This is a genomic window from Acutalibacter muris (genome assembly GCF_002201475.1).
Classification (GTDB): domain Bacteria; phylum Bacillota; class Clostridia; order Oscillospirales; family Acutalibacteraceae; genus Acutalibacter; species Acutalibacter muris.
Genome location: NZ_CP021422.1, coordinates 3,123,273 through 3,139,206 on the forward strand (window position 1 = coordinate 3,123,273; position 15,934 = coordinate 3,139,206).

At 47.2% G+C, this 15,934-nt stretch carries 19 protein-coding genes and 1 tRNA gene; 13 read left to right on the forward strand and 7 right to left on the reverse strand.

The features are described from left to right. Positions 1-7: 7 nt before the first annotated feature. Complete coding sequence (locus ADH66_RS20550; RefSeq protein WP_201448083.1) at positions 8-910, forward strand: DUF6414 family protein; 903 nt, start codon at positions 8-10, stop codon at positions 908-910. 29 nt (positions 911-939) lie between these two features. On the opposite strand, the gene ADH66_RS20195 is transcribed toward ADH66_RS20550, so the two are convergent. Next, entirely contained in the window at positions 940-1,227 is a 288-nt protein-coding gene (locus ADH66_RS20195) for a DUF6809 family protein (RefSeq protein ID WP_066538810.1), read from the reverse strand. Between the two features lie 64 nt (positions 1,228-1,291). Here ADH66_RS20195 and ADH66_RS20200 point away from each other — a divergent pair, with 64 nt between their 5' ends. From ADH66_RS20200 to ADH66_RS15940, 5 genes are all read left to right on the forward strand, one after another. Next, entirely contained in the window at positions 1,292-1,681 is a 390-nt protein-coding gene (locus ADH66_RS20200; RefSeq protein WP_207653003.1) for a nucleotidyltransferase family protein, read from the forward strand. Positions 1,682-1,752: 71 nt separating this feature from the next. Further along, on the forward strand, positions 1,753-2,055 hold the full coding sequence (locus tag ADH66_RS15920; RefSeq protein WP_084384422.1) for a nucleotidyltransferase family protein: 303 nt from the start codon (positions 1,753-1,755) through the stop codon (positions 2,053-2,055). Between the two features lie 79 nt (positions 2,056-2,134). After that, complete coding sequence (locus ADH66_RS15925; protein ID WP_066538807.1) at positions 2,135-2,386, forward strand: type II toxin-antitoxin system Phd/YefM family antitoxin; 252 nt, start codon at positions 2,135-2,137, stop codon at positions 2,384-2,386. Next, the gene (locus tag ADH66_RS15930) at positions 2,383-2,763 is read left to right on the forward strand and encodes a type II toxin-antitoxin system death-on-curing family toxin (protein ID WP_066538805.1); all 381 of its coding nucleotides are present in this window, start codon (positions 2,383-2,385) and stop codon (positions 2,761-2,763) included. The genes ADH66_RS15925 and ADH66_RS15930 overlap by 4 nt, the downstream gene beginning before the upstream one ends. A 479-nt stretch (positions 2,764-3,242) precedes the next feature. Then, complete coding sequence (locus tag ADH66_RS15940; RefSeq protein WP_066538803.1) at positions 3,243-3,812, forward strand: hypothetical protein; 570 nt, start codon at positions 3,243-3,245, stop codon at positions 3,810-3,812. Here the strand turns inward: ADH66_RS15940 and ADH66_RS15945 are convergent. Then, positions 3,784-4,580 (reverse strand): IS5 family transposase gene (locus ADH66_RS15945; RefSeq protein ID WP_088364400.1). Its coding sequence is split into 2 segments (ribosomal slippage): positions 3,784-4,190 and positions 4,190-4,580, totalling 798 coding nucleotides; the frame shifts between segments, so codons are not numbered across the junction. The genes ADH66_RS15940 and ADH66_RS15945 overlap by 29 nt on opposite strands. 312 nt (positions 4,581-4,892) lie before the next feature. Here ADH66_RS15945 and ADH66_RS15950 point away from each other — a divergent pair. The 7 genes from ADH66_RS15950 to ADH66_RS15980 all read left to right on the forward strand — a co-directional run bounded on the left by ADH66_RS15950 (position 4,893) and on the right by ADH66_RS15980 (position 9,420). Next, on the forward strand, positions 4,893-5,138 hold the full coding sequence (locus tag ADH66_RS15950) for a hypothetical protein (protein ID WP_066538801.1): 246 nt from the start codon (positions 4,893-4,895) through the stop codon (positions 5,136-5,138). Positions 5,139-5,450: 312 nt separating this feature from the next. Then, a tRNA-Arg gene (locus tag ADH66_RS15955) sits at positions 5,451-5,527 on the forward strand. A gap of 128 nt (positions 5,528-5,655) precedes the next feature. Then, complete coding sequence (locus ADH66_RS15960; RefSeq protein ID WP_066538799.1) at positions 5,656-6,591, forward strand: phosphoribosyltransferase-like protein; 936 nt, start codon at positions 5,656-5,658, stop codon at positions 6,589-6,591. Then, positions 6,584-6,910, forward strand: a complete 327-nt coding sequence (locus tag ADH66_RS15965; protein WP_066538797.1) for a hypothetical protein — start codon at positions 6,584-6,586, stop codon at positions 6,908-6,910. Before ADH66_RS15960 ends, ADH66_RS15965 begins: the two co-directional genes overlap by 8 nt. Positions 6,911-7,144: 234 nt before the next feature. After that, positions 7,145-8,170 (forward strand): retron St85 family RNA-directed DNA polymerase, encoded by a 1,026-nt coding sequence (locus tag ADH66_RS15970; RefSeq protein WP_084384421.1) that lies wholly within the window; start codon positions 7,145-7,147, stop codon positions 8,168-8,170. 3 nt (positions 8,171-8,173) lie between these two features. Then, entirely contained in the window at positions 8,174-8,776 is a 603-nt protein-coding gene (locus tag ADH66_RS15975) for a hypothetical protein (protein WP_066538794.1), read from the forward strand. Between the two features lie 167 nt (positions 8,777-8,943). Further along, complete coding sequence (locus ADH66_RS15980) at positions 8,944-9,420, forward strand: hypothetical protein (protein WP_066538792.1); 477 nt, start codon at positions 8,944-8,946, stop codon at positions 9,418-9,420. A 36-nt stretch (positions 9,421-9,456) separates the two neighbouring features. Here ADH66_RS15980 and ADH66_RS15985 read toward each other — a convergent pair whose 3' ends face one another. The 5 genes from ADH66_RS15985 to ADH66_RS16005 all read right to left on the reverse strand — a co-directional run bounded on the left by ADH66_RS15985 (position 9,457) and on the right by ADH66_RS16005 (position 15,724). Continuing rightward, positions 9,457-10,638, reverse strand: a complete 1,182-nt coding sequence (locus ADH66_RS15985) for a tyrosine-type recombinase/integrase (RefSeq protein ID WP_066538790.1) — start codon at positions 10,636-10,638, stop codon at positions 9,457-9,459. An 85-nt stretch (positions 10,639-10,723) separates the two neighbouring features. Beyond that, complete coding sequence (locus tag ADH66_RS15990) at positions 10,724-11,842, reverse strand: hypothetical protein (protein WP_066538789.1); 1,119 nt, start codon at positions 11,840-11,842, stop codon at positions 10,724-10,726. A gap of 10 nt (positions 11,843-11,852) precedes the next feature. Next, the gene (locus tag ADH66_RS15995) at positions 11,853-12,587 is read right to left on the reverse strand and encodes a hypothetical protein (RefSeq protein WP_066538787.1); all 735 of its coding nucleotides are present in this window, start codon (positions 12,585-12,587) and stop codon (positions 11,853-11,855) included. Positions 12,588-12,602: 15 nt separating this feature from the next. Continuing rightward, positions 12,603-12,944 (reverse strand): hypothetical protein, encoded by a 342-nt coding sequence (locus ADH66_RS16000; protein ID WP_066538785.1) that lies wholly within the window; start codon positions 12,942-12,944, stop codon positions 12,603-12,605. A gap of 11 nt (positions 12,945-12,955) precedes the next feature. Beyond that, positions 12,956-15,724 (reverse strand): glycoside hydrolase family 2 protein, encoded by a 2,769-nt coding sequence (locus ADH66_RS16005; protein ID WP_157130661.1) that lies wholly within the window; start codon positions 15,722-15,724, stop codon positions 12,956-12,958. Positions 15,725-15,934: the final 210 nt, after the last annotated feature.

Here is a 15,934-nt window from a genome sequence, read left to right on the forward strand (position 1 = left end):
AAATTGCATGAAACAATTCTTATATCTGGATATGGAGATTATCAATTCTATCATTGCTCAGACAGAGCAGGGACTGGTAACACAAAAATCCGCAGAAAGTGATCAGTCGACTCAAAAAAGTGAGGAGGACAAAACACACTCAGAAGTTCAGCTTGGACTGTCAGCAGGTGTAAGCAAACTCCTTAAATTTGTAGGAAACATGAACCACTCTCAGGAAGAACTTCTTCGCACTAGTGACAGTTCATCGTCAAAAGATGTCGTAACAAAGGTGATACACGATGCCGCGTTTGATATTGCCCGTAGTTATATCAACCCGTATAATCCTGAACTTAACGATCAAAGTTATGATGATGTAGGTAATTATCTCCAATTATACAGAGTATTTGAATTTATTGATTTCGAGTATCTTGACAAACTTTTCTGCGATAACGGCATTATTGATTTGGCCAAAAAAAGCGTGGCAAAACAGATTCATGAATCTGCTGAAAAAGCGACTGAAGGTTTAGGTAGAGAGCAGCTACGTAAAGCAAACGCTAAATTTAATGCAGAGTTAAAAAGAACGGTTAGCTTATCTAACCAGCAATACGATGACGCTGCTACTGCACTTAAAGCATTACGAAGCGTGCTACCATATAGACGGATGATGCTTTCATCTGATGGATACCTTATTCCTTTGGACGATAGGCATTTCAGAATTGCCCCGGATAGTATGGGCTTTAGATATGGAGGCGAAATAACCTGTTTTGGCATGGTCACAAATATTATTGGAGCCGACACGGACCCATGTGATAATAAAAATATTTTTGCCACTCTACAATTCCAAGTTAATGAGCTATTGAGAAATTTGTTGCCTACCCAATCGGAAAATCTTTGTGTTCTGCATCCAATTGCTATTTATTATGGTAATTAATGGCACAAAATTTCTTAGAGAGAAAAGGTTTATCCATCAATAAACGGTACATCCATATCCTCCATAACCTCCAGCATAAACCTTGCCCCCAAACGAAAACCCAGCACAAACGAATCGCGTTCGCTCACACTGGACAGTTCGTCTTGGCAGTTTCTTAGTTTTTCAAACACGGCCTTTGCGTCCTCGGATAGCATGGGGGCCAAGCTCTCCTCGTTCTTAGCGATGAGATTAAGCAGCTTAGCAAACCGGCTGTTTGGTACAATGTCCCGCTCGTTGGGTTGTATGTTACCGTACCAGAATTCTTCTAAAATCTTCATTTTCTTTCCCTTCCTTTCAACACGACACTACCACAAACCTTTCCAAAAGTCCAGAGAAATTTTCTTGGTTTTCACAGAAAAAGGAGCACTCATGTGCCAACCAGAAGCCGTTGAGATTTTGAATGAAGTATTCCGCCAATGCCAGAATATATTTCCTTGCGAAATCCGGGATGCCTACCTCTATGGTTCATATGCCAGAGGTGATTATAACAACGAATCTGGTGTTGATATTCTCCTGACTGTAGACCTAGAACCTGCAGAAGTTTCGCGCTATCGGAATCAGATTTCCGCTATTTCTAGTGACCTGAGTTTGGCACATGAAGTCACCGTCTCAATCACCGTGAAGTCGTTTGATTACTTTCATCGGTATTCCACAACACTTCCATTTTACAAAAATGTGTTGACCGAAGGAATACGCTATACTACGGGAGCCGACGATCCGGTGCGCAGATGATTATTTGGTCAGCTTATAGTTTACTTCATTTACCGAAACTTTCCATTTCCCCTAAATTGAGGCGAAATATTATGTCCGATAAGATTCTTACAGCCGAGGAGATTCGTCTAGCGATTCTCCCTTTGCTCAAGAAATACCGAGCTGAGAAAGCGATTCTGTTTGGCTCATATGCTAGAAACGAGGCTGATGCCAAGTCAGACATAGACCTCCTCATCATAGGCGGTGAGGATTTTATTCCCACTGATGTCTTTTGTATTGCTGACGAACTTTACCGTACCCTAGACAAAAGTGTAGACGTATACGAGTTATGTGAAATCAATACTGGTTCAGATTTCCACAATAGGATTTTTGCCGAGGGAGTGCAGATTGTATGAGGTACCGTTTTATTTCGCTTCAAAAAATAGGTTGATTTTATCCTATAAATAGCGTATAATAATAGCGAGGTGATTCTAAATGACTGTTAATACAGATATTCTTGTCCCAATGACCGAGGCAAATCAGAATTTTTCCAAGGTGGCCCGGCTGGTAGACGAATCCGGTATGGCTGTTATACTCAAAAACAATAAGCCCCGCTATGTTGTAGTAGATTTTGCGGAATACGACCAAATCCAGAGTTTTCAAGTGCAGCGCTGGGAAAGAGTGGGCGCTGCCGCTGATCGTCTTATCGCAGAGAATCTGGAGACATTTCAGGAGCTTGCAAAATGATTTGTCTGACAACCGATGAAGTGATCCGTCTACACGAAAAACTGCTTTCAGCTACCGGCGGCAGTCCTGGCTTGCGGGATCAAGGCCTTTTAGAATCTGCCGTGTGGAGTGCAGATGCGGCGTTCGGCAATGTAGAACGGTATCCAAGCATAGAAGAGAAGGCTGCCCGCTTATCATATGCACTTATAAGTAACCACGCCTTTGTGGATGGTAACAAGCGTATTGGTATTCTTGCCTTGCTTGTCACACTGGATTTGAATGATGTGGCTCTGCAATATAGCCAAACCGAGTTGATAGAGCTTGGACTTGCCGTGGCGAATGGGCAAGCAAAGTTTGATGACATCCTTGTATGGATATATAATCACAAATTGGACTAAGAACCCGTCCCAAGATTAGTGATGAACACGAATTATCTTGCATCAGGCAATAACTGCACAGGGAAATGTGACGGTGATAGTTTTGTACTCATGGGCCGAGGCCAGGGCCCACAGCAGCTTTATGGGCTTGGTACAGCGGAGTGAAGTAATGCCCGCAGGGAGTTGAGCCGCTCCCTCTTGTCTGGGGGGCGGCCAGCCGCCAACTCTCCTGGATGATGAGCAAATCCTCATAGCGCTACTTCTTGAAACGCTCGTCGTACATCCCGGCGTCGGCAAAGGACACCAGATGCCCGATGCACCAGGCAGCCGTTGCCCTGCAAGTAGCCCTCTTGCCGGTCGGTCGCCTCGATCACGGCGGCGATGCTCCGGGCCACGCTGGGCTATTCCGCGATTACTAATTTCATTAGGTTATTTCTCTCCTTGATAAATTATTGATGTGCGCTATAATTAAAGAAGCAATAATAGGGAGAAGGGTAGATATGGAGTTCATTAAATCGTTATTCGCGTTAATATCTAATGTTGAGAATTGGTCTGTGGATGATGTACTGTCAGCAACTTCGATTGTTCTTGTGATAGTTGGCGGACTCTTTGCATACAGGCAGTGGAAATTTGCAAATACTACGAGACGGACAGAACTTATCAACCAAATTTTAGAAAAGTTGCGGTTTGATAAAGAGTTAGTAACTACCACATACTTAATTGATTATGAGGATGATTGGTATGATGGTAACTTTCATGACCGTGAAGATGATTTTGAATACCAAATGGATAAGTTAATGTCCTATCTTTCGTATATTTGCTATTTGCAGAAAGAACGAAAAATTAGCGCTAAAGAATTTTGTATTCTAAAATACGAAATCAATAGGGCCTGTTCTTCTCATGCAGTTCAATGCTATTTGTGGAACCTATATCATTTTTCCCGTCAGCAAGGAACACAGTGTAGCTTTCAATATCTCATTGATTATGGGTTAAAGCAAAAGCTAATCAATAAAAAGGCATTTACCAACTCTCAGAACCTGTTTAGCATCTATTTAAGAGCAGACGAATAAAGGCAAGAGAAAACATTTGAAAAGAGTTCTGTAATTTACGTTCGCAGTTTTTCCAGAGTCTCCGACATTTGTCGAGCCAGGCAAAAGAGCGCTCCACAATCCAGCGCTTTGGCAGGACAGCAAAAGTATGGAGCTCGTTGCGCTTAACGACCTCAACCTCCGCACCAGAAAGATCCTTGATTGAGTTTGCAAATGTTTCTCCGGTGTAGCCTCCATCTGCCATAATCTTTTTGAGCGCAGACAGATGGTCGGTTACATCACAATAATAATCAACCATATCAATTGCGCCGGTTCGATCTGTTACATTGGCGGTCGTCACCATAATTGCGTGGGGTAGCCCCAAAATGTCCACGCCAATATGTAGTTTTATCCCAGATACTTTTTCCCCGCGTCATAGCCCTTTTCTTCTGCGGTATCAGCATTTTGAATGCTTTTGGAATCGACAATTATCATTGTTGTTTGTGCCTTGCGTCCGTTTTTTTCCCGCTCTGCTTCCACCAGTTTGCGTAAAACCCTGTCAAGAACACTGACTCCATTTTCATCTGGATTTGACCATATGTCGTAATGATACCGCACATTTTGCCATTTAGGGAAATCATGTGGGATGGCTCGCCATGTGCATCCTTCTTTCAACAGATACAAAACTGCACAAAATATGTCATACAGGTCGTAGCTTCTGGGATGTGTTAGCTTTTTGACTCTGGACAATTCCTCGCGTATTTCTTCAAATTGTTTCCGACTGATGTCACTTGGATAGCTTTTCCTCACCTGTCTTCCCCCCTCATCCCCTCTATTTTATCACTGGACCGGATGGTTGGCTAGATACTAAACAGGTTCTCAATCAACGCACTACATAAAAACGCTTAATTTTTAACAAACCCAATCATTCTTCGTCGATTTCGTCCTCATCGTCAAAGTCGTATTCGGACAGGTCGGAACTGCCTGACACATCGTCATTGGACTCGCGAACTTGAAATGACATAGTACCCAGACGCCAACCAGGACCACGATTCATAATAGCTGACGATGCTACAAAGCGCATTTTCTTCCGTTATCTTCAGTGAAAGCGAGGGACAATAAATGGAATATCAACATCCCCAAAAATATGAATCCGATGTAGAGTGGTACTGCCGTCACGATCCAGAGGAGGAAAGGTTCTACAACATATTTTTTGACTTGTGTCGCAAGTACAATATCCGCTGGGCCAGCGCTGATGAAAAGGAACGTGAGTTCATTGAAGAGGTCGCTCGCGTAACGTATGAGCGCGACAAAGCCATTCGATTGGGACTGCCGCCGTCAGGATTTCGCCCCTCTTTTGTCCGCTGACTACTGTTTGACTACTATTTTCAGAAAACTCAAAAATTGCAAAAAATCGAGGCGTTTCTAAGGCTCCCAAGTTCTCGTAAACGCCTTGGTATTTTGTGCTGTGCCACCAAAAAGCCCGGTATCATGGGCTTTTCTCATTGACGGCCTGATAACTCCGACGTTTCAGGCCGGTTCGGTTGAGAGGAGCCGGGAAACCCAGTGTTTTCTAGGGGATCCGGGGTTTTCGGAAAGAAAAAATTTCGCCTTTGACTACTGTTTGACCACTATTTTTACAAAGTTGACTACCGCGGGTTCTGCGGTTGCCATAAATATGCGCTTGTAGCTCAGTTGGATAGAGTATCAGACTCCGACTCTGAGGGCCGCTGGTTCGAATCCAGTCAAGCGCGCCAACCTTAACATAACCTTACCCAATCCGAACAGATTATTGTTAATTGTTTGGGTTGGGTAAGGTTGTAATTTTATTTCCATTTTTGTGAAGGATTATCAACATATTTCCCCCAAAAAGGAATGTATAAAGATGCTTACTGCTGACCAGAGATATGATATAGTTTCTAGGTGCTTAATGAGTTGGGCTCCTGCTGATGATGAAAAGACAACTTCTTTTGAAGAAAATTTCGATGAATGGATTGAGCAAATTTCTGCAGAAGCACAGCCCATTGTAATCGAATTGCTAAAAGATTTTGAGTATTTCTCTCAGCCAAAAGTAAATCAATTTTTGAAGAAATTACATAACATGCTTATATCAATACAGGATTTTGATGTTCATAAAGCTATTTTCACTTATCTTCCCTCAAAACGGGGAATTGATAATAGCTCCATAGAATATCTTTTAAATTATAAAAAAATACACAGCATAAGCAAGTTTGATGTGGCCACAAACCTGGAAACATACACCATAGTGAACAAAGAAGTGTTCAAAAACAAAAAACATATTGTTTTTATAGATGATTTTTGCGGATCTGGCAGAACATTTATTGATTTTATAAAGGGCCACCTAGATATATTGACTGGAAAGACAATATATTATGTTATCACCTATATAATGACAGAAGCTATTAAGAATATCCAAAACGAAGCCACAGAAAGATCATTACAAGTAAAGATACTTTTCTGCAATCAGTCTGATAAAGCTTTTGATAAGCATTTGTTCCCTGAAAAGACAGAGGTGGCACGTGAAAAATTCTATCAGGCTTCATTGGAGACAGGTGTAAAAGAAGACTCGATTTGGGGATACTCTGGAAGTGAATCCTTGGTTTCTTTCTATAATGATACCCCTAATAATACTCTTGGCCTATTTTGGCATGACTCGCCCAACTATTTTTCAATATTCCCCCGAGAAAATGCGTGTGGTGAAAATAATAAGCGTCCTACACCGCGCTCAATGAAAAAACAAAAAACTGAACGTAATAATCAAAATTATATTGCGCATAAGCGGAGTGCATTGAATGGATAATTTTATAAAAGAGTACATTATCGCATATTTCCAGGAAAACAGCAATCTATACTCTTTCTGCGATCTGGCAAATAGTTTGGGTATTTCAATAGATGTCATAGATGATATGGTAGATCAGCTTATCAAAGAAGGCTTTTTAGAATATAATGAGGACACAATGCTGTCAGTCACTGAATTAGGGCAGCTTTTTATTCGGGAAAAGGTGGGAAGATTTAATTCAGATACTCGTTCGCCCAAAACCGGAAGAATTATTGACCCGAAAACTGCATGGCCTTTCGATAAAATTTATGTTCCAAGCAACTTCTTATCAAAGCTTTAGAGTTAGGATAATAGCCCATTGTGTCTGTTAGAATGCGAGAAGCGAGTCGCTTCTCTAAGTGCCAACGGTGCTTACTTTATCAATGTGTATGTTCCCAGTAACATACACATTGCAAAGCGCTTGGAATAAAGCGCTTTGCAATGGTATTGCGGTATGCCGCAATACCACTGCTTGTTCAGAAACAGAATGGGTAATAGGTACGATGGGCTTTATCATATTATGAGAGGTGCGGCTATGGACAAAGAAAGATATTTAAAGAAACTTGAGGAGGCACTATCAGAATCCAGTTCTTCTATTCCAGAATCACTTGCTTGTATTAGGTACGCTTCAAACCTATTAACGTTTGACTTTCCGGTAATTTTCGACCGCACACATTTAGCGCATCTCCTAGGAATTAAGCCTAGTGATCTTTCGGCTCTGATTTACTCAATTGATTCATACTGCTATCATGAATTCCATTTAGCAAAAAAGTCTGGTGGCATGCGGGTGATAAATATTCCCTCTGTAGATTTGAAAGATATTCAAAGATGGATTTTGGATAATATTATTTCCAAAATGCATATTTCAGAATTTGCAAATGGATTTTGCAAAGGAAAGTCTATTTTAACCAACGCATTATCTCATATTGACCAAGAGTGCGTCATCAATCTTGATATTAAAGATTTCTTCCCTTCGGTAGGCATAGATCGTGTCTTTATGCTATTTAAATATTACGGGTACACAAAGGAAGTTTCTTTTGCTCTTGCAAAATTATGTACTTACCGGGGGATATTACCACAGGGTTCCCCTGCAAGTCCGGCTATTTCTAATGTTATATGTCTCAAACTGGATAAAAGACTAAGTAAGCTTGCAGAATCCTATAATGGAGTCTATTCAAGATATGCCGATGACTTAACTTTATCTGGTACAAAGAATATAACTCAACTGATTCCTACCGTAATCGCAATCGTGGAAGAAGAGGGGTTTTGTGTAAACGCACAAAAGACACATATTGCGTATGCTCATGAACGCCAAAAAGTTACTGGGCTCCTAGTTAATGAAGGGAAAGTCAGGGTTTCGCAGAAATACAAAAGAAGATTGCGTCAAGAAATATATTTTTGTCAAAAATTTGGAGTATCTGACCACCAGAAATATTGTAATGAAAATTTCCAATTTTTCAAAGAACATCTCTATGGTAAAGCTTATTTTGTTAGCATGGTAGAGCCCGAGGTGGGTAATGCTTTTCTTGAAGCGTTGGATAATATTGCATGGGAGTATTGAAGCATGAAAATGGACGGTAGACTGATGATGTCTTTATATTATATCATGGACAATCTCTCAAGAGGAATAGATCCAATAACCAATTTACAGATTTCCAACGACATGATGTTGACATCAAAAGTGTTACAGGGGGCATTTGCTGAAGCAGCAAATGTGTTTAAAGTGATGTCAGATTCAATCGGTGAGGATGATGAAATCTATTTTGTCTTTAATTCTAAAGGCAGAAAAGTACCATTCTTTTTTCTTAGACAAGAACTGGAGTTAATACCCATAGTCAGAGATGAGGTTACTATCAGTCGTTTTACTTTTGGGGTAAATGAATTGATACATCGCGAAGGGATGAGAAAGCTTCGTGCTACACAGTTAACGTCTTGGTTGGTTGATCACAATTATTTGGAGGAAATTGAATCACATAGCGAAACAGTATACAAGGTTTCTACGGAATTAGGAGAGTCTATAGGCATTCATGCTATTTATAAAAAGAATGCTGCTGGAGAAAAATATGTGACGAACACGTATTCAATTGAGGCACAAAAATTTTTAGTTAATATTGTTCTTCCACAGATTACTAGAATTGTTGATATTGAGCCTCCACAATTACAGTGATATCATTATGGCATAACGTGGATCCCCTACATAAGGATGTGAGTGCTTCGCTCTTGGAGGAATATGTCAGACGCTTGCGCCTTTAAGCTAAATAGCTTTGGCAATGAGATGTCCTTTGCCTGTAGCTGGCCACCACCTACGCTGTTGTAACAAGAGGAATAGCTATCATGGAAACAAAGGTTTTCAATTCGAAAGAGAATTGTGACGATGTAACGCTTATAAAAATTGACAAATTCTCATATCATCTTGGTGCGGCTGACTGTTTTTGCGAGATGGTTCGGGCTGGTGTAAAGCGCATAGCGCTGTCCCATCCCTGTGATTCTCGAGAGGAGCGGGACAGCTTTCTGCCGGAGTTCGATAAGCTGTGTGATAAGTACGGCGTTCATTACTACGTTGAAAATGCAGCATTTCTTACCGACCTCTTTCCCCTGTCGCTGAATCAGGGCAAGTTCAACGTGATTTTTTATCAGGATGAATCGGCCTTGCAGGAGTATCTTGACTTGAAGGCAGAGAAAGAAAAGGCTATCTCTACTGGTACTTATGCAGAGTGCCGCGAAAATATTGCCCATCAATATGGCAAGCTGCTCTCGTACACTGACGAAGGCATCCAGCGACTACTGGATGCCAACACAGAGAAAGAGTAAGCCCTCTTTACGAGGACTTGAACTCTTTTTCTTCTGTCAGATGTCCAGGCTCTCCTGCAAAACCGCGCTGGCTGCTTTCTTCTTGTCATCGAAGGCGTGGGTGTAGATGTCCAGCGTAGTGGACACCTGAGAGTGTCCGAGTAAACCAGACACCGTAGCTACATCGGCCCCGCCTGCAATCATAAGACTCGCCGCAGTGTGTCTGAGGCTGTGGACATTAAGGTTGGATGGTAGGCCATGTTTCTTGAGAATCAGCTTGAACCGCCAAGTAAAACTGCTGGGGGTCATAGGCAGTTCCATGCCATGCCTGCGGAAAATATAGTCATCAGCAGACAGTTTTCGCTCATCATAGGTTTCCGTTTCCTGCTCACAGAACTTGCGGTACTCTTTGAGAAGACTCGCCATCTCAGCCGAGAAATAAACGTAACGGTCACCCGAAGCAGTCTTCGGTTCCTTGACGATAATATCCTCGCCTGTAACTTTAACCACGTTCCGGCAGATGTGGATGGACTTCTCCTTGAAGTTTACATCGCGCCACTTCAGCCCACAGCACTCGCCTCGGCGCATACCAGTGGCAATGATTAGTTTGAAGTAAGTTTCGTATTTGATGCTTTCTTCCTCCAGCGCGGCAATGAGTTTCTGCGTAGTTTCCTCGTCAGCAACATTCTGCTTTTTCTTCTTTTTGCCTGTATACTTGTATGTTCTCCACGCCGGATTATGCGACAAAAAGCCGCCCTCCATCGCATCAGAGAGGATACCACACAAGCAAGCGTGGACACCTTCAATGGTGCATTCGGAGAGCGGCTTTCCGGTCACAGAATTCTTTTGCTTACGAAGTTCAGCGTAAAGGTTTCGGAAATGTTCGGGCTTGAGGTCGGTCAGCTTGTAGCCGCCCAGGCGCGGCATGAAGCGGTCAATATCTTGCTTGTCGCGGGCCAAGGTGGATTTTGCCAGCTTATTTGGAGCAATTTCCCGCAGCCACATCTCGGTATAAGCTGCGAGAGTGATGGTTTTATCCACCGCCTTGAGTGGCTCATTACGGCACTGTCGCTCGAAGAGTGCGGCTTCTTCTTCGAGCCACTTTTCCTTGGCCTTCGGCGTTAGACCATCGGGTGGATGTACGGTTTTCTGCTGGGGCTTGCGGCGTTTGCCATCGAAATCATAGCCCATGGATACGACCAGCAAGTAGCTGTTCCCTCGTTTACGGATGCTCGCCACTGTAATAACCTCTTTCCTGTTGTGATTTGCCCTGTTGAGGCAACCTCACAATACCACACCCTCATGCGGAAGTCCAGCGGCGAATTTACTTTCTACCACTCCAACAAAATGTGTGTGCTATGCGGCACATGGAGCCCGCCGCGTTGTAGTGGGATATCTGCCGCTCGTAGGCCGGGTAATCCTTCTCAGTGTGGGTGAATTTGTTGTGGGTGGGCTGGAACAGCTTGGGGTCGATGCTGGAATCAGGATTCTCCAGGAAGTTTTCCTCGTAGTCCTCCAGCACGTCCACAAAGCCGTTGTGGCAGGAGGAGATAATGCGGTTCGGCAGGAAACCGACATTTGTGCTCCCGGTGCCGCAGTTGAAGCAGGGGTAATTGTAGGTGGCTTCATCCTTTGGCCTGATGTTGGTGGCAAAGGGGGTTATCTCCCGGTAGAACCTAAAATGCCCTCCCTCTCTTTCCAGCTTCCGACAGTTTTTGACAAGCCCTGCGAAGAACTCGCCGTCCTTCTTCCCCGCCGGGGCGGGTACCCCGATGTTCGGTACCGGGTGATTCACGCTGAGATTGGGCAGATTCAGGTTTCTGACCTTCTGAATTAGCTCCTCAAAGAACCGATAGTATTCAATGATCTTCTCCTTCGTGTCCAGCCGGTACATGGAGTCCACCGAGAGGGTGGGCTTGAAGGCCAGGAACACGCTCACATTCCCCGGTATCTCCCTGGCTCTTGAAAGCAGCCGCCCGAAATTCTCAAGGCATTTTTCCGTGACCCCGGTCCCCCTGGTGCTGTCGGTTATCTCCTTGGGGCCATCCAGGGAGAGCTGGAGGGTAACGTCGAACCGCCTGGGCGCGTACCCGGCGAACTGCCCCAGCAGGTCAAAAACCTTGTCCGTCCACTCGGGGTAGGAGAAGTTGGTGGAGGCAAAGAAACTTCTGAAAAAGGGGTAGTGGCCGATGAGCTTATGGAGCACCGGGTGTACCCGCTCCATGTGCAGAAAGGTCTCGGCCCCCCAGACCTCCAGCTTTTGCAGGTCGCCCTTGTGGGGGAAGTAGTCGCGGATAAAGCCGAAGTAATAATCCGGGTCCGCGAAGCTGTCCGCAAGGAGCCTGTCGATGGCTTTTAGCCCCTTGTTTTTGTTGATGTAGCAGTAGGTGCAGTCGAGATTGCACACCGCCGTTGAGTATAGAACCGCTGTTGTTCGTCCCATGAAAGCCCTCCTAATTGTTGTGGGCGCTGTTGGAATTGCCCGCGTCTATTTCGCTGCCGTCGCTGTTTTTGCCGTTGCTGTTCGTGCCGTTGGAGTGAGTACCGTGGGCGTTGTTTTCGTTGGATTTGGTTCCGTGGATACGTGTACCATTGGAATTTTTACCGTTGGAATTGCTGCCACGCGAATCATATCCGTTGGAGTTTGTACCGTTCAAATCGTTCAGATTTGTGTGAAGGCCATCAGAATTACCACCGTAGGCTCTGGTGCCGTTTGTATAGCTACCGTTGGCTTTACTAAGATTAGAATGGATGCTGGTGGAGCGCGTACCATTAGATTTTGTGCCATCAGAGTTGCTCCCATCCGAATGGCTGCCGTTGGAAAGAGTGCCATTGGAATTGGTTCCATTGGTATTGACCCCATTGGAGCACGTCCCATAGGAGTTCCCCGCCCTGTTCCGGCAGACGATGGCGGCCTCTATACTGGAAAGTGTGGCCTCCACGCCCAGGACCGTCTGCTCCCGCATAACGGCGCCCTTCACCACCTGGCCCCAGTCGGAGTATGTGGCGAGCTTGTAGTAGGTATCTGTTTTCATGCTCTCCAGCCTGTCTGTCAGCGGCGTCACCTGGGCCGCCTTTGCCGCCCCGGAGATCTCCGGGACAGCAATACCTCCGAGCCCATGCCCGGTCAGTATCGTGTTGAGACGGTTATACCAGCCCTTCACGTCCCGGATTTTCGCTTGTCTCATATATTCACCTCCATGTTATGACCATACCGCCGCGGCCGGTTTCCAGCTCTTGGCAACGGAGTCGTAAAACTTGATGATGTTTCCGTTCGCGGTGTCTATCCACAGCAGATTCGTGTTGCCTGGCGCCTCCGCCTGGGCTATGTGCCCGCCCAGGGCGGGCAGCTGGCTCTCCGGGACTTTGCCGGCGGTGTCCAGGGCTGCCTTGTGTTTATTGAGATAATCGACACTCTCCAAAATGGGCTCAAATACCGGGTTAAAGGTTTCTGTAGCGCTGGCCGGATCGGTGTCCTTTAGCTTGCGGATATCTGCAATTTTGTACTGTGGGTTTTCGGGAATAGTATACTTTTCATCTGCCATACTGCCCTCCCTTAGAATTCGTCGTCAAACTGGAAGGTGAATTTCACGTCCTCGTCCTTCCCCTTGCTGAGAAAGGTCTTTATTGCCGCCAGAACGCCCTCCTCGTCTATAAGGGCCATCTCGTTTATGTTCTTGCCATTCAGGTCGCTTTCCGGGATGGTAACCGTATCGCGTCGGAATCCAGCCAGGGCTCTTGCCTCGGGGTACTGCTGTAAATCCTGCAATGCCATGGACGAGACCAGTACCTTGCCGCCTGCGCACCGGCACTCAAACAGCTTGGCCATAGGCCGCAAAAAGGCATAGCTGTCCATTTCCGTAACGATACATTCGATTGGCCTTGGCAGTATCATGGCTCTCTGTGAAGCCATAGGCCACCACTGCCAGTTGCTGTGAGACTCGGTGGGGAAATCCCGGAAGAGGGGGTGCTCCGTGTTTATCAGCTGGCCCATGCCGCCCTCCTGCTTGGGGAAGGTGCCCACGGACCAGAAGTCAGTGGTGAACTGGGCCTGGAGGGAATTGGGCAAAGCCTCGGGGGTAGAGGGCGGGGTCAGGTAGACCGTGCCGCCCTTTTCCAGCACCGCCAGAGCTTCTTCGTCCAGCGCCGCCGTCTCGTGCACGCTCTCAGGGCAGACCGGCTTTACGGCTGGGTAGACCCATAGGGGATAGCGGTTCTCAATGTCCCCTATAGCGACAGTCAGCTCCAGGCGGGTGGGCTCCTCTATCTCAGACAACGGCAGGCTGAGTCTGCCCGCAAGGGTGAGCCGTCCCGCCGGACAGCTCACCCGGGGGAGCACTGCCTCCAGCAGAAGGCCGCGCCCCTCCAGTCGGCAGTAGACCTCCCCGGCAATCTCCCCCTTGCCGAAGTTTGCTATCTTTATCTCCGTTTCCAGCGTCTCGGTATTCTCATATGTATACTTGGGCAGCAGGGCCAGTGACAGCCGGTCGGTGAAGAACTCCCGGAAGCGCTCGGGCCGGGCGAAACTGTAGGGCTTGGGCTTCAGATGAGAGTTTAGCATACCCACAAGGGCCGTGCCCTGTCCAGGGAAGTCCTGCAATCCCAGCAGGGATATGCCGGACATCTTCTCCGTGCGCATGGCGGCCTCTATCTCCTCCCGGTAGCCTATCCGGGACAGCTCGCCAGTGGCCTCCACATATCGCTCCCACTGGGGCAGGAGCCCTGCTTTCTCCACACGCTCCTTTATCCACCGTAGGTTCGCCGGGTCGGTGACGCCCTTGAAATCGTCCAGCTCTCTAAAGTCCGGCAGGACTTCAAACTGGCCCACCTCGAAGCTGAACACCGGCTTATCACAGCTCTCCCGGAGCAGGTCCATGGACCTGTCGAAATTCTCCCGGGCGCTGGGGTAGCTGTGGTTTATGTAGCCCAGCATATTGGCGTCAGTGCCCCGAAGGTAGTGCTCGCGGAAACGGTTGGAGGTGTAGAAATCGCTCTTGGGGTCGCAACCCAGCCAGCCGTAGTGGACGTTGGAGCCGTTGGCAAAGAGCCGGGTGGAGTCCTCCTTATGGGCCATATCCAAAAGCTCCTCCATGCGGCTGTGGCCCAGCTCATCAGCCACCAGCTCATTGCCGAAGGTGAGCATCACAAAGGAGGGGGGGTTCGCAAGGAGCCGCAAGGTCTCAAGGAGCTCTACCCGGTAGTAGTCCCAACTCTTCCGGGAGCTGAAGGCCTCCGTGGGGTTCCAGTGGGAGAGCTCCGGCTCCATGAGCATACCCAGCCTGTCGGCGGCGGTAAAGGCGGCCTCCGGCGGGGTGTGGGAGTGAAAGCGCATACAGTTCACACCGTAGGACTTGTAGGTCTCAAGGATATTCGTCCACTCCTCCACGGTCATGGGCCAGTGCCCGGTCTCGGGGAACTCTCCGCAGTTTGCCTCGCCCCGGAGGAAAATCGTGCGGCCGTTCAGGGCCAGTCTGCCGTTTACATCGGGGCCGAAGTCACGCACGCCGAAGGTGACGGTTTTGCTCTGGGAGGGTAGACCCTCCCCGGTTAGGGTGGTTGTCAGCTCATATAAATTGCCCTCATACTCGTCCCAGCGAAGGGCGCTTTTTTCTATGTTCAGTTCAGTGAAGGCTATCTCGTTTCGGCCCTGTTTGACGCTTATCTGCCTTTCAGCGGAGGCGCTCAACGCTAGAGAGCTGACCTCCAGGACGCCGCTCCACTCCCGGTCTGACTCTATGGTAATGCGCACCTCCAGAAGCCCGCCCCGGGGGTAGACCCGCAGGCCGGACATGAACACCGGCTCCTCCCTCCTCAGGCGCAGAAAGCCCAGCACACCGTTCCAGTTGGTCTGGGTCTCGTCGGTGGCGGCGGAGGAGTAGACGATATTCTCCCGGGGCAGGCCGGGGTAGCTGTTGTCGTAGATGAGCGTAATATCGTGCTCGCCCCGCCAGACGCTGGTAAGCTCAAATATATGGTGCGTAACTATGGATGGCGGCACAAAATCAGGTATCTCCTGCCCGTCTACCAATAGGGTCAATACCCTTGCCCGCTCGGCCTCCAAAAAGACGCGCTTACCCTCGGGCGGGGTGAAGCGCACCCGGCGGGTGAGCCTTGCAGGGCCCTCGAAGCTGTGCTTTCGGGTCAGCCGGGTGAGGATCGGGCCAAATTTTGCGGCCTTGCCTACAGGGCTGTCAGGGTTCCATAAATTCCCGCCGGTATCCGGCCCGCCGATATTATTTTCGTCCAGGGTGCCGGGCAGGGTCATTGTGTACTTTCTGCCATCGCCAATGTCGGCAGTCCAGGGGCCTGATAGTGAGTGTGTCATTTTTGTACCTCCGTGATTAGGTGTGGGATATGAGTACAGCATAGCCTATTGGGGGTATAATTACAAGCTGGATTTTTGCGGGGTTATTTGCGAAAATTGCGGTCAGGAGGGAAATAAAGAGCCCCGGGGCTGGCAGTTTTGCGGATATCCTGATATACGGCCCTGCTATAAAAATGTGTTGTGGAAGGTGAGGTTTTTGCTTAGCGGTTG